The 12,532-nt window shown below is 68.7% G+C and carries 10 protein-coding genes; 1 reads left to right on the forward strand and 9 read right to left on the reverse strand.

Annotated features, from left to right (window positions below; genetic code table 11):
- Nucleotides 1-11 precede the first annotated feature (11 nt).
- The gene (locus ACI766_RS09505) at nucleotides 12-2,393 is read left to right on the forward strand and encodes an efflux RND transporter permease subunit (protein ID WP_003122448.1); all 2,382 of its coding nucleotides are present in this window, start codon (nucleotides 12-14) and stop codon (nucleotides 2,391-2,393) included.
- A 70-nt stretch (nucleotides 2,394-2,463) separates the two neighbouring features.
- Here ACI766_RS09505 and cprS read toward each other — a convergent pair whose 3' ends face one another.
- The 9 genes from cprS to ACI766_RS09550 all read right to left on the reverse strand — a co-directional run bounded on the left by cprS (nucleotide 2,464) and on the right by ACI766_RS09550 (nucleotide 12,442).
- Complete coding sequence (gene cprS, locus ACI766_RS09510; protein ID WP_058198106.1) at nucleotides 2,464-3,759, reverse strand: cationic peptide sensor histidine kinase CprS; 1,296 nt, start codon at nucleotides 3,757-3,759, stop codon at nucleotides 2,464-2,466.
- Entirely contained in the window at nucleotides 3,756-4,427 is a 672-nt protein-coding gene (gene cprR, locus ACI766_RS09515; RefSeq protein WP_003091311.1) for a cationic peptide response regulator transcription factor CprR, read from the reverse strand. Before cprR ends, cprS begins: the two co-directional genes overlap by 4 nt.
- A 61-nt stretch (nucleotides 4,428-4,488) precedes the next feature.
- A complete protein-coding gene (locus ACI766_RS09520) occupies nucleotides 4,489-5,568 on the reverse strand; it encodes a chlorophyllase/cutinase-like alpha/beta fold protein (RefSeq protein ID WP_003105002.1) in 1,080 nt (359 codons plus the stop codon).
- A 53-nt stretch (nucleotides 5,569-5,621) separates the two neighbouring features.
- The gene (locus tag ACI766_RS09525; protein WP_003113945.1) at nucleotides 5,622-7,253 is read right to left on the reverse strand and encodes a BatD family protein; all 1,632 of its coding nucleotides are present in this window, start codon (nucleotides 7,251-7,253) and stop codon (nucleotides 5,622-5,624) included.
- Complete coding sequence (locus ACI766_RS09530) at nucleotides 7,250-9,010, reverse strand: VWA domain-containing protein (protein WP_058877039.1); 1,761 nt, start codon at nucleotides 9,008-9,010, stop codon at nucleotides 7,250-7,252. Before ACI766_RS09530 ends, ACI766_RS09525 begins: the two co-directional genes overlap by 4 nt.
- Nucleotides 9,007-10,029, reverse strand: coding sequence for a vWA domain-containing protein (locus ACI766_RS09535; protein WP_004350938.1), 1,023 nt, complete (start codon nucleotides 10,027-10,029; stop codon nucleotides 9,007-9,009). Before ACI766_RS09535 ends, ACI766_RS09530 begins: the two co-directional genes overlap by 4 nt.
- Nucleotides 10,022-10,516, reverse strand: a complete 495-nt coding sequence (locus ACI766_RS09540) for a DUF4381 domain-containing protein (RefSeq protein ID WP_003113947.1) — start codon at nucleotides 10,514-10,516, stop codon at nucleotides 10,022-10,024. Before ACI766_RS09540 ends, ACI766_RS09535 begins: the two co-directional genes overlap by 8 nt.
- Nucleotides 10,513-11,451 carry a DUF58 domain-containing protein gene (locus tag ACI766_RS09545; RefSeq protein ID WP_003116458.1) on the reverse strand — a complete coding sequence of 313 codons (939 nt, stop codon included), beginning with the start codon at nucleotides 11,449-11,451 and terminating at the stop codon, nucleotides 10,513-10,515. The genes ACI766_RS09540 and ACI766_RS09545 overlap by 4 nt, the downstream gene beginning before the upstream one ends.
- 10 nt (nucleotides 11,452-11,461) lie before the next feature.
- Nucleotides 11,462-12,442 carry an AAA family ATPase gene (locus tag ACI766_RS09550; RefSeq protein WP_003103494.1) on the reverse strand — a complete coding sequence of 327 codons (981 nt, stop codon included), beginning with the start codon at nucleotides 12,440-12,442 and terminating at the stop codon, nucleotides 11,462-11,464.
- Between the last annotated feature and the right edge of the window lie 90 nt (nucleotides 12,443-12,532).

The raw sequence follows: 12,532 nt of genomic DNA on the forward strand, positions 1-12,532 counted from the left end.
GCGGGGGTCGCATGAGTGCCATGAACCAGCATCAGCAAAACAAGGCGAGCCTGCTCGAACGCCTGATCTTCAACAACCGGCCGGTGGTGATCTTCCTCTGCGTGCTGGTCAGCGTCTTCCTGTTCTACCAGGCCACCCAGGTGCGGCCGTCCACCAGCTTCGAGAAGATGATCCCGCTGGAGCACCCGTTCATCCAGAAAATGCTCGAGCACCGCAACGACCTGGCCAACCTCGGCAACACCGTGCGCATCTCGGTGGAGGCGGTGAACGGCGACATCTTCACCAAGGAGTACATGGAGACGCTCCGGCAGATCCATGACGAGGTGTTCTACATCCCCGGCGTCGACCGTTCCGGCCTGAAGTCGTTGTGGAGCCCCAGCGTGCGCTGGACCGAAGTGACCGAGGAAGGCTTCGCCGGCGGCGAGGTGATCCCGCAGACCTACGACGGTTCGCCGCGGGCGCTGGAGGAACTGCGCAACAACGTGCTCAAGTCCGGGCAGATCGGCCGCCTGGTGGCGAACAACTTCAAGTCGAGCATCGTCGACGTACCGCTGCTGGAGATGTACCCGAACCCGAAGAACCAGAGCGAACTGATCAAGCTCGACTACCGCCAGTTCTCCCATGAGCTGGAAGAGAAGATCCGCGACAAGTACCAGTTGCAGAATCCCAACGTGAAGGTGCACATCGTCGGCTTCGCGAAGAAGGTCGGCGACCTGATCGACGGGCTGGTGATGGTGGTCGGCTTCTTCGGTATCTGCCTGCTGATCACCCTGGTCCTGCTGTACTGGTTCACCAAGTGCATCCGCAGCACCATCGCCGTGCTGATCACCACCCTGGTCGCGGTGCTCTGGCAGCTCGGCCTGCTCAACCTGGTCGGTTTCGGCCTCGATCCCTATTCGATGCTGGTGCCGTTCCTGATCTTCGCCATCGGTATTTCCCACGGCGTGCAGAAGATCAATGGCATCGCCTTGCAGTCCAGCGGCGCCGACAATGCGCTGATGGCGGCGCGGCTGACCTTCCGCCAACTGTTCCTGCCGGGGATGATCGCGATCCTCGCCGACGCCGTCGGCTTCATCACCCTGCTGGTGATCGACATCGGGGTGATCCGCGAGCTGGCCATCGGCGCCTCGATCGGCGTGGCGGTGATCGTCTTCACCAACCTGATCCTGCTGCCCGTGGCGATCTCCTACATCGGCATCAGCAAGAAGGCGGTGCAGCGCAGCAAGGATGACGCGGTGCGCGAGCACCCGTTCTGGCGCCTGCTGTCGAACTTCGCCAGCCCGAAGGTGGCCCCGGTGTCCATCGCCATCGCCCTGCTGATGCTTGGCGGCGGCCTCTGGTATGGCAAGCACCTGAAGATCGGCGACCTCGACCAGGGTGCGCCGGAACTGCGTCCCGACTCGCGCTACAACCTCGACAACGACTTCATCATCCGCAACTACTCGACCAGTTCGGACGTGCTGGTGGTGATGGTCAAGACCTCCCCGGAAGGCTGCTCCACCCACCAGGCCCTGGCGGCCATGGACGAGCTGGCCTGGAAGCTGGAGAACACCGAGGGCGTGCAGTCGGCGATCTCGATGGTCACCGTGTCCAAGCAGGTGATCAAGGGGATGAACGAAGGCAACCTGAAATGGGAGACTCTGTCGCGCAACCAGGACGTGCTGAACAACTCCATCGCCCGTGCCGACGGTCTCTACAACACCGACTGCTCGCTGGCGCCGCTGCTGGTCTTCCTCAACGACCACAAGGCCGAGACCCTCGACCGCGCGGTGGCGGCGGTGCAGGCCTTCGCCGCGGAGAACGACAAGGACGACCTGCAGTTCCAGCTGGCCGCCGGCAACGCCGGGATCGAGGCCGCCACCAACGAGGTGATCAAGCAGTCCGAACTGATCATCCTGGTTCTGGTGTACATCTGCGTGGCGGCCATGTGCATGATCACCTTCCGTTCCTTCGCCGCGACCCTCTGCATCGTCCTGCCGCTGATCCTCACCTCGGTTCTCGGCAACGCGCTGATGGCGGCGCTGGGCATCGGCGTGAAGGTCGCGACCCTGCCGGTGATCGCCCTCGGCGTCGGCATCGGGGTGGACTACGGGATCTACATCTACACCCGCCTGGAGTCTTTCCTGCGCATGGGCCTGCCGTTGCAGGAGGCCTACTACGAGACCCTCCGCTCCACCGGCAAGGCGGTGCTGTTCACCGGCCTGTGCCTGGCGATCGGCGTGGCCACCTGGATCTTCTCGGCGATCAAGTTCCAGGCCGACATGGGCCTGATGCTGACCTTCATGCTGCTCTGGAACATGTTCGGCGCCCTCTGGCTGCTGCCGGCCCTGGCGCGTTTCCTGATCAACCCGGCCAAGCTGCAGGCCAGGAAGGCCTCGGTGTTCGCTCACTGAGTCGCGCCGAGCCCCGCCAAGACCGCGGCCCAGGCCGCGGTTTTTTTGTGCGGAGGAAGGCCGTCGCGCTTCAGTCCGGCGTGGCGGGGAACAGCAGCTCGCAGCGGAAGCGCTGCTCGTCGCTGCTGTAATGCAGGCGCCAGCCGCTCTTCTGGCACAGGCGCTGGACCAGGTCGAGGCCCAGGCCATAACCGAACGCCATCGACTCCTCCGTGCCCTGGGCCGCACCGATGGGGTTGCTGATCAGCAGGCTGCGGTCGCGCACGACGATTTCCACCACGCCCTCGTCGCTGTACTGCAGGGCGTTGCGCAGCAGGTTGCCGATGATGATCCGTGCGCGGGTCTGCGGCAGGCTGTGTGGCTCCACGTCGAGGTGGAAGGTCAGGCCGCGGCGCTGGCTCAGCGCCTGCTGTTCCTCGAGCAGTTCCTCCAGCAGGCGGCCGACCTCGATGTGTCCGTCGTCGCGCAGTTCGCCGCTCTCGCGGCTGAGCCAGAGCAGGGTCTCGGTCATCTGCTGCATGCCCAGCGCCGAGCGGCGGATGCGTTGCAAGGCATGCGGGGAGGGCGCGCGGCCGGGTTGGTCGAGCAACTCCAGGTTCATGCCGATCACCGCCAGCGGGGTGCGCAGCTCATGGCTGGCGTAGCGCAGGAAGCGTTCCTCGCGCTGGCTGAAGTCCTTGATCCGGGTCACGCTGTTCCACAGGGTATCCGCCAGCACGTTGAGTTCGCGGTAGTTGAAGCGCGGCCGCTGGCTGTCCGGGGCGAGGTCGTCGAGGGTCATCGACCAGCGCGTCAGCTTGCGCAACGGCGCGACGATGAACCAGACCAGCAGGCCGACGGCGGCCAGCGAAGGCAGGGTGACCGATAGGGTGACGATCCAGGTCTGCCTGACGCGGGCGTCGATGATGGCGTCGGACAGCGGCGTGTCGATGCTGCCGGCGGCGTCGTTGTCGTAGAGGTAGAGCGTCTTGCCGTCGGCCAGTGGCTGGCGGACCACCACGTAGGCATCGTCGCTGGGCACGTCGTCATCCTCCTCTTCGTCATCGTCGTCCCAGTTGCCGAGCAGTTGCATGGCGCCGATGCTCTTGTAGGGCGGGGTGTCGAGCATCTCCCTGAGTTTCGGCGGCAGCCCCGCGGTGCCGACGCTGCCCTTGAAGTAGTAGCTGTCCGGCGCCGGCGTAGCCGGGTCTTCCTGGTAGCGCTGGGCGAAGTACAGCCCTTCCTCTTCCATCATCATGCTGAGCAGGTAGAGGGCGCCGGTCTCGCCGTAGTCGCCGAGCATGCGCGTGTAGACCAGCAACACCCCGGCGAGGATCAGGGTGACGCCGCCGCCGACGATGGGGATCAGGCTCAGGCCGCGTTTCATTTGCGCTCCAGCTGGAAGCCGACGCTGTGCAGGGTATGGATCAGAGGGGTGGCGAACCCCTTGTCGACGGTGCTGCGCAGGTGGTGCATGTGCACGTTGAGGGTGTTGCTTTCCGGCGGTTCGTCGCCCCAGACGCTGCGCCCCAGCTGCTCGCGGGTGACCAGCGCGGGGCTGGCGCGCATCAGGCACTCAAGGATCTTCCAGGCGGTGGGGGACAGCGCCAGGGGCGTGCCGCCGCGGCTGGCCTGGCGGCTGTCGAGGTCCATCACCAGGTCGTCGACCTGCAGGCGCTGGGCCTGGCCGCTGCGGCGCCGGCTGAGGGCTTGCAGGCGGACCAGCAGCTCCGGCAGTTCGAAGGGCTTGAGCAGGTAGTCGTCGGCGCCGGCGTCGAAGCCGTCGAGCTTGTCCTGCAGGGTATCCAGGGCGGTGAGCATGAGTACCGGGGTCTGCAGGCCGGCTTCGCGTAGCTGGCGACAGACCTGCCGGCCGTTGATGCGCGGCAGCATGATGTCCAGCAGGATCACGTCGTAGCGGTTGGCGCGCGCCAGGTTGAGGCCGGCCTGGCCGTCGCGGGCGTGATCGCAGACCACCCCGGCGGCCTCGAGGTAGTCGATGACGGTGCCGGCGAGATCGAAGTTGTCTTCGACGACGAGTACGTGGATATGCATGGTATCTGTTCGCATGACGGATGGGACGCTGTGCCTGGTTCGCCGCGGGCGTTGCCCGCGCCTACTTGAGCACCTTGATCGGCTTCACCGGGGTGCCGTCGCTCCACTGGCCCATGCCGGTCTGCTCCGGCGTAGCGCCCAGGGCGTACTGGCGGTTGCGGTTGTAGAACGCCGCGTCGGTGAGGCCATCGAACAGCTTCCAGGTGCCGTACCAGTCGAGGGCGTCGATCACCAGCGGGTCGTGGCCGGTATAGCGGCCTTCGGCCTGCTGCACTTCGAGGCGCTTCTCGACGCGGTCGAGCAACCAGTCGCTGTCTTCTTCCTTCGGATACTGCGGGCCGAATACCGGCGCGGTGGGCGCCGCGTGGTTGGCCAACAGCGGCGGAGCGCCGTGGCGATCGCTGCGCAGCAACAGCAGGTTCTTGTCGCTGGGCGGAATGTGCCGGCTCTGGCGGTAGATGCGCTTGGCGTCGGTGCAGGCCACGTGGCTGTCCTCGTCGCCGCAGACCGCCAGCAGCAGGGTGCCCTTGGCCAGCCCCGACAGGCGTTCCTGGGCCACGCCGTCCCAGCGCTTGCCCTGGCTCTTGCCGGGCTCGACCACCATCAGCGCCTTCGCCGCCGGCAGCTTCAGGCGTTCGCTGGCGGCCGCCAGGTTGGCGGCGAGCAGTCCGCCGGCGGAGTGGCCGAGGTAGGCGACCTGGTTCAGCCGCGGGCGCACCCCCAGCTCGCCGGCCTGCAGGCGCCTGAGGGCGTCGCCGAGGGCGCCGGCGGCATTGTCGAGGAAGTCTGCGTTGGGCGTCTTCAGGTCCGGCTGGTAGCGCGGGTAGACCACCACCATGCCGCGGCGGACGATATGGTCGATCCAGGCGCGGTAGAGGTCCGGCTGCATCACGCTCCAGCCGTGCAGGAAGATCACCAGCGGAGCGTTGCCGGGGACCGGTTGCTCGGGGGTGAACACCCAGTATTCGCGAGCGCCTTCGCCGAAGTGCCACTGATGCACGCTGGCATGGCGATAGTCCGCGCCGCCCGGCCCTTCGGCCGGCTGCGTCGGCGGCGTGGGCGCGGTCGGCGGTTCGGCGGCCGTCGCGGCGTGGCCCAGGAGCAGGCCGCACAGGACGAGGTACAGGGTACGGAAGCGCATGCGGGCCCTCTTGCGGAATCGGAATGTCGTGCCAGTCCTAACCATAGCGCCGTTCAGCGCGGATAGAGCGGTGGCAGGCCGCCATTGTCGACCGCTCCCGCCGGCGCTTGTTCCGTGGTGGGCAGGGCGCGGATCGCCCGCCACAGGTCCTCGCCCTGCCAGGAATGGCCGCTCTCGCTGTACAGCGCGCCGTTGAGGCCATCCAGGGCGTCGGACAGCGGTACGAAGCGGGCCGCCATGTCGGCCAGGGTATCGGGTTGCTGACGGGCCCAGGCGTCCAGGGCCTGGCGGGTCGCCTGGGGATCGTTGGCCAGGCAGGCGCGGCGCAGCTCGTCGAGCAGGCTGCGGCTGCTCGGGCCGTTGGCCGCGGCGCGGATCACCGCCGGCAGCTGGCGGGCGCGCCACCAGAGGCCGAAGCCGAGCAGGGTGGTCAGGGCCAGCACGGCGGTAGCCAGTTGCCAGGGCCAGAGCGTCGGCTCCAGGCGTTCGCCGAGCGGCAGCGCCGCCGCCGGCGGCTCCGCCTCGGCCTGCGGCGCGGCGGCCACTTCCAGGGTGCGCGGTGGCAGGCTGGTGCGCTCCAGGCGGTCTTCGCGGGTGTTCCACCAGACCACTTCGAGCGCCGGCAACTCGATGCGCCCGGCCTGCTCGGGCACCAGCGCCTCGCGCTCCTCGCGACTGCCGATGAGGCCCTGGTCGGTGCTCTGGTCGGCCAGTTGCGGTTGGTCCGGGTAGCGCCGCAGGCCTTGCACGTCGGGCAGCGGCAACGGCGGAAGCTGGGTGCCGGAAAGCCCCTCGACCTTCAGCAGCACGTTGCGCGTCAGCGATTCGCCGACCTGTGCCTGCTCCGGCTGCGGGCTCCAGCTTTCGCTGATGCTCAGCGCGCGGGCCGGCATCCAGGGCGCGTCGGCCGGATAGTCGGCGGGCTTGGGCCGGACCTGCAGCGGGATGCTCGGCGAAGTCACCCGCATCTGCCGGCCGGGGCGCGGGCCGAAGGGGTTGTAGTCGTCGCTGCCACGGTCGACCAGGGTCGCACTGAAGGCTTGCGCAGGAATCTCCAGGGTGCCGCTCTTCTGCGGGAAGATCGCGTAGCGCACCTCGATCACGCCGTGGCGGATGCCGTTGATCTCCTTCTCGTAGGTGCGCGCCTCGCCGAGCTGTTCGACCTTCGCGTCGTTCATCGCCAGCGGGGTCAGGCTGCTGTCGTCGTATAGCGACACCGAGTGGTAGATGCGCAGGGTGAGGATCGCCTGGGCCTGCACGTAGACTGTCTCCTGGTCGACGCTGGCATCGATGAAGACCGGCGCCAGCTTGCTGCTCTTGGCGCGGTCGCGCGCCTCCAGTACGTGCAGCCTGATCGGCTGGGTGCTGCTGGCGCCGAGGCTGATCGGCGGGATCGCCACGTAGCCGCTCTGCTTCGGCAGGAGGGTGACGATCCAGCGGGTGGTGGCCTGGGCCCGGCCGTTCTGCGTGGCGAGACGGTTGACCTGGCGCGTGCCGAGGACCTCGAAGAGGGCGTCCAGCGGGCTCAGGTCGGGTTTGCCGAAGAGGGTCGGGTCGTCCGATTCCAGCGTCAGTTCGACGCTTTCCCCTTCGGTCAGGCGGGCGCGGTCGACGCTGGCGCTGAAGCTGGCATGGGCGGAAACGCAGAGGAGCGCGAGAAGCAGGCTGCAGAACAGGCGGATCATGGCGTGGCTTCCTGGCGTTGCTGCTGTTGGTACCAGAACTTGCGCCGCAGCAATTCGGCGGGATCGTCGGGAATCTGTCGCAGCCATTGCTCGAGGGCCTGGCGACGTTCGTCGTCGAGTCCGTCGTCGGCTTCCTCGTCGCCCGTCCGCTCGTCCTCGGCGTTGGGCTGCGGCTGCGCTTGGCCGGGTGCTCCGGCGGTCTTCTCGCCTTCGTCTTCCGGCAGGCTGGTCGAGGGCGCCGCGGCCTGGGCCTTCTGCGCATCGACGGTCGCCGCGTCGCGCGGCGGCCGCTGGCTGCTTCCGGATGGCGGGCTCTGCTGGCTCGCTTCCTGGCGCTGTTCCTTGTTCTCGCCGGCCTGCTGCTGCGCCGCCTGTTCCTGGCGTTGGCGCAGCAGTTCCTCGACCAGGGCCTTGTTGCGTTGCGCGGCGACCAGTTGCGGCTGGCGCTCCAGGGCTTGTTCGTAGGCGTCGACGGCGGCTTCCAGTTCGCCCTGGCGGGCCAGGGCGTTGCCACGGTTGTAGTGATCGTCGGCCTGGTCGCCTTGGGCGAAGGCCTGGGCCGCGGCGGCGTAGTCGCGGGCCTGGTAGAGCGACAGGCCTTTCCAGCGGAAGTCCTCGAAGCGCTTCGCCGCCTCGTCCGCCTGGCCCCGTTGCAACAGGCGCTGGCCTTGCTGGTCCGGACGCAGCCAGAGGTCTTCGAACTGGAAGGCCATGGCCGGTTGCGGCAGGCTCAGCATCAACAGCGGCAGGCAGAACAGCCAGCCGCGCCGTCCGGCACAGGCGGCCAGCAGGAGCAGCGGCAGGAGCAGCCAGTAACCCTGGTCGGCCCAGCGCTGCAGGCGCAGCAGGGCGTTCTCGCGATCTTCCTCCAGCGTGCCGCCGCGGGCCAGCAGGCCGAGGCTGTCGAGGTCGCGGTCGTTCGGCCGCAGGCGCTGGTAGCCGGCGCCGATCTCCGCGGCGAAGCGGCGCAGCCCGCTTTCGTCGAGCCTGGGCAGGAGGATGCCGCCCTGGTCGTCCTTGAGGAAGCTGCCATCCTCCTGCTGCACCGGAGCGCCCTTCGGCGTGCCGACGCCGAGCACGGCGAGGCGCGCCACCCGGTGCTCGAGGGCGCTGCGGATGCCCTGGCGCTCGGGTTCGCTCAGCTCGCTGGTCAGCAGCAGCAGGCGGCCGCGGCCCTGGGCGCCCTGTTCCAGCAGGTCGAGGGCCTGGCGCACGGCGAGGTCGGCGCGCTGGCCGGGCTCGGGCATGATCGAAGGTTTCAGGGCGTCGAGCAGGTTGCGCGCGGTGAGCTGGTCGTCCGACAGCGGCACCAGGGTATGCGCGCTGCCGGCGTAGACGACGATCGCGGTCTGCGCGTCGTTGCGCGTGCGAAGCAGGTCGAGCAGCTTGCGCCGGGCCTGCTCCAGGCGGGTCGGCGACAGGTCGCCGGCAAGCATCCCGGGAGTCAGCTGGAGGATCGCCACCAGCGGGTCGCTACGCTTCATCGAGGGCTGTTCCAGTTGCTGCCAACTGGGCCCGAGCAAGGCCAGCAGGGCCAGCAGCCAGGCGATGCCGAGGCAGATCCAGGGCATGCGGTTCTGCCGCCCGGCGCCGCCGACCAGCAGCCAGGGCTGGAAGGCCGTCGGCAACAGCAATTGCCAGCGTCCGGCACGACGCTGGCGATGCAGCAGCTTCCACAGCAACCAGCCAAGCAGCGGCGCCAGCAGCAGCCAGTAGGGGCGCAGCCAGTGCGGCCAGGCATCCAGCAACAGGTTCATGGTTGCCTCCCGGAACGGCGGCGCGGCCAGGTCCGGTTTTCCCGTGGCCAGAGTTCCAGCGCCACCAGCAGCACACTCAGGCCGAGGGCGGCGGCCAGCGGCCAACTGTACAGCGCCAGGGCCGGGCGCGCCCGGGTAGTCTGCTGGGCGACCGGTTCGAGGCGGTCGAGGGTCGCGGAAATGCTTTCCAGCTCGGCGCTGGATCGCGCGCGGAAGTATTCGCCGCCAGTGCTCTCGGCGATACCGCGCAGGGTCGGCTCGTCGAGATCGAGCCCCGGGTTGAAGCCGAACAGGCCGGGCACGCCGCCTTGCTGCGGGTCGGCGCCGATGCCGATGGTGTAGATCTTCACCTGTTGCTCGGCGGCCAGTTGCGCGGCGATCTGCGGGGCTATCTGTCCGCCGGTGTTGGCGCCGTCGGTGATCAGCACCAGCACCCGGCTTTCCGCAGGCCGCTGGCGCAGGCGCTTGACCGCCAGGCCGATGGCGTCGCCGATCGCCGTGTTCTTGCCGGCGATGCCGATCTGCGCCTCGTCCAGCCAGACCCGCACGGTGTGCCGGTCGAAGGTCAGCGGCGCCTGCAGGTAGGCCTGGCTGCCGAACAGGATCAGGCCGACGCGGTCGCCACGACGGTCTTCGATGAAGTCGCCGAAGAGTTTCTTGATCAGTTCCAGGCGGCTGATCTCGTCGTCCTGCCAGCGCATGTCGCGGTAGTCCATGGAACCGGAGACATCCACCGCGAGCAGCAGGTCGCGGCCGCTGGCGGGTAGCGGCAGGGGGTCGCCGACCCACTGCGGGCGGGCCGCGGCGAGCAGCAGGAGGAACCAGAGCAGGGCGAAGCGCACCTGCTGCCGCCAGGCCGGCAGGCGTGCGCGGGCACGACGCCCGGCGAGGCTTTCGAGTTCGTCGAGGAAGCTCACCTTGAGCGCCGCCTCGCCGCTGTCGGCGGCCGGCAGCACCAGACGCAGCAGCCAGGGCAACGGGGCGAGGGCGAAGACCCAGGGCCAGGCGAACTCAAACATGCTTGCGAATCCAGGTGGCGACGGCGGCGTCGAGGCCGTCCACGGCCTTGTCGTCGAGGGTGCAGTCGGCGCGGTAGCCGCCTTCCACCAGGATCATCCAGCGGGTCAGGCCGGCGGCCGGGCAACGGTTGTCGAGGAACGCCAGCCAGGCGCGGCCGCTGAGGGCGTGGCTGCCGCTATCTGGCCAGCGCGCCCTGCAGACCCGCTTGAGCAGGCCGTTGATGGCCTGCAGCCAGGGCCCGGCGGAAGCCCTGCCGTAGGGCTTGGCAAGCGCGGCCAGTTCGGCCAGGGCCGCTTCGCGCAGCGGATCCAGCGGCGCTTCGCCGCGGGTGGCGATGGTGCGCCGCGGCAGGTGCCGGCGCAGTCGCCAGAGCCCCCAGCCGAGCAACGGCAGCAGGGCGGCCAGCAGCCACCAGCCGGGCGCTGGCGGCCACCAGCCGACGGGCAGGGGAGCGATCAGCGGTTCCAGCCGGTCGAGCGGATTCATGCGCGATACCCCGGCTGGTGTTGTTCCAGCAGGTCCCGCAACTGCTCCACCAGGTCTTCCTGGGTCGACAGCGGCAGCAGCGGCACGCCCAGTCGCTGGGCCAGCCGCTGCCAGCGCGCGCGGCGCGCCTCGGCCTGTTCGCGATAGGCCTGGCGCAGCTCGTCGGCGTGGGTGTCCAGTTCGAGGTCGGCGGCGCCTTCGCGGAAGCGCAGCAGTCCGGCGGCGGGAAGGGCATGGTCGAGCGGGTCGGACAGTGGCAGCAGCACCAGGTCGGTATGGCGTGCGATCAGGCTGAGTTGCTGCTCGGCGACGTCATTGAGTGTGCGCTCGTCGCACAGTACCAGGATCAGGCTGCCCGGGCGCAGCACTTCGCGGGCGCGGCGCAGGGCCAGGCCGAACAGTTCGCCAGGCCGCTCGGCCGGCGTCTCGCGCAGCTCGCGATTGGCCCGCAATAGCTGGTTGAACAGTTGCAGCAGGCTGTGCTTGCTGCGTCGCGGCTTGATTTCGTGGCAGTCGCGGTCGCTGAATACCAGGCCGCCGATACGGTCGTTGTGGGCCAGCGCCGACCAGCCGATGAAGGCCGCCGCGCGTGCCGCCAGCACCGCCTTGAAGCACAGGCCGGAGCCGAAGAACAGGCGCTGGCTCTGTTCGACCAGGACGAACACCGGTCGCTCGCGTTCCTCGTGGAACAGCTTGGTGTGCGGCTCGCGGGTGCGCGCGGTGACGCGCCAGTCGATGGTCCGTACGTCGTCGCCGGGCTGGTAGATGCGCACCTGGTCGAAGTCCACGCCGCGTCCGCGCAGGCGCGAGTGATGCAGGCCGACCAACGGGCTGCGGCGGTTCTGCGAGGAGAACAGGCGCGCTTCGTGGAGCCGGTGGCGCATTTCCAGAAGCTCGTCGAGGCCCAGTTCGACGCCCGGGGCGGCGCTCAGCATGGCGGCGGCCTCAGGCCACGGCGACCACGTCGAGGATGCGCTGCACGACCCGGTCCTGGTCGATGCCGGCGGCTTCCGCCTCGAAGGTCAGGATCAGGCGATGGCGCAGCACGTCGAACAGCACCGCCTGGATGTCCTCGGGGCTGACGAAGTCGCGTCCGGCCAGCCAGGCGTGGGCGCGCGCGCAGCGGTCGAGGGCGATGGAGCCGCGCGGGCTGGCGCCGTAGGAGATCCATTCGGCGAGTTCCGCGTCGTGCTTGGCCGGGGTGCGGGTGGCCATGATCAGTTGCACCAGGTATTCCTCCACCGCGTCGGCCATGTACAGGCCGAGGATTTCCTGGCGCGCGGCGAAGATGGTTTCCTGGGTCACCCGGCGCTCCGGCCGGGCCTCGCCGTTCAGTGCCTCGCCACGCGCCTGCTGGAGGATGCGGCGTTCCACCGAGGCCTCCGGGTAGCCGATCTTGACGTGCATGAGGAAGCGGTCGAGCTGGGCTTCCGGCAACGGGTAGGTACCTTCCTGCTCGATCGGGTTCTGTGTCGCCATCACCAGGAACAGCTGTGGCAGGTCGTAGGTGCTGCGGCCGACCGAAACCTGGCGCTCGGCCATGGCTTCGAGCAGCGCCGACTGCACCTTGGCCGGGGCGCGGTTGATCTCGTCGGCCAGCACCAGGTGATGGAAGATCGGGCCTTGCTGGAACACGAAGGTGCCGGTCTCCGGACGGTAGATCTCGGTGCCGGTGATGTCGGCGGGGAGCAGGTCGGGAGTGAACTGGATACGGTGGAACTCGGCTTCGAGGCCTTCGGCGAGGTCCTTGATGGCCTTGGTCTTGGCCAGTCCCGGCGCGCCTTCCACCAGCAGGTGGCCGTCGGCTAGCAGCGCGATCAGCAGGCGGTCGACGAGTTTTTCCTGGCCGAGGATCTGGCTCGACAGGTAGCCCTTCAGTCCCTGCAGGGCGCTCTTGTGCTGCGTGCTTTCTGGCTCGTTGCTCATTGTCTGGACTACCGGTTCCAAGGCCTGCTGGGGTGTCGCTCGGTGGCGCACGGCGAGGCCGGCGCGCGCGGGCGGGGAGAAGGCTCCGCT

Source organism: Pseudomonas sp. DL, assembly GCF_047199225.1.
Classification (GTDB): Bacteria; Pseudomonadota; Gammaproteobacteria; order Pseudomonadales; family Pseudomonadaceae; genus Pseudomonas; species Pseudomonas aeruginosa.